The following is a 1,018-nucleotide window of genomic DNA, read 5'->3' on the forward strand; positions in this document are numbered from 1 at the left end:
CGCGGTCCGCCTCGCTCTCTTCATCTCCCGAATAGAAGGCGACTCCGCCCGGAGTAAGCTCGATATTCGTCTCATACAGACGGCCGGACTTCTCACCGTTGATACGGAGTCCGCTAGTCATGTCGGCCCCGGCTTCCGTTCCGCACAGCAGCGTCTTGGCTTCACCGTACTCGGCGACGTTCAGCGCCCAGCTCGATTCGAGCGCAATCGTCGCGCCGTTCTCCATCGTGATGAAGCCGAATGCGGAATCCTCGACCTTGAATTGCTCCGGGTCCCAAGGTCCGAATGCATTGGCTGCGTTCTCCCGTTGTCCGAGCTTATGGAACACCGAGCCGGTTACACTGCGCGGTTTGTAATTGTCCATCATCCACAGCGTTAAATCGAGCGCATGCGTACCGATGTCGATCAGCGGACCTCCGCCCTGCTTCTCTTCATCCAGGAATACGCCCCAAGTCGGCACCGCGCGGCGGCGCAGCGCGATCGCTTTGGCATAGTAAATCTCGCCCAGCTCTCCGTTCTCGCACATTTCCTTCAAATACTGGCTGTCATTGCGGAAACGATTCTGATAGGCGATGGACAGCTTCTTGCCGGTCCGGCGGGCAGCTTCCAGCATTTCCTGCGCCTGAGCCGTCGTCTTCGCCATCGGCTTCTCGCACATGACGTGGCAGTCAGCTTCGAGCGCCGCAACCGTAATGGCCGAGTGGCTGTCGTTTGGCGTACATACATGCACTACGTCGATCCCGCCGTCTTCCAGCAGCTTCTGGTAGTCCGTATATACCTTGGCGCCTTCCGCGCCATATTTTTCTGCGGCTTCCTGCGCCCGTTCTTCGATAGTATCGCAGAAAGCGACCAATTCGGCGTTCTTCTGACGCGAGAGACTTGGCAGGTGCTTGCCGTTTGCGATGCCCCCGCAGCCGATAATTGCAATTTTAAGTGTTTTAGACATGAATATTGCCTCCTTATTTATAGTTTGTTTCAAGCCACTTTATACTATCCGCGACGCTGTCCAGCGGCGGGC

The 1,018-nt window shown here is 57.0% G+C and carries 1 protein-coding gene; it reads right to left on the minus strand.

Translation table 11 applies throughout. From position 1 onward, the window contains the following. Window positions 1-946: Gfo/Idh/MocA family protein (locus L691_RS0122025; RefSeq protein WP_025692470.1), on the minus strand; the 946-nt coding region annotated here is incomplete at its 3' end. Between the last annotated feature and the right edge of the window lie 72 nt (window positions 947-1,018).

It is taken from the genome of Paenibacillus zanthoxyli JH29 (genome assembly GCF_000520715.1).
Lineage (GTDB): Bacteria > Bacillota > Bacilli > Paenibacillales > Paenibacillaceae > Paenibacillus_AQ > Paenibacillus_AQ zanthoxyli.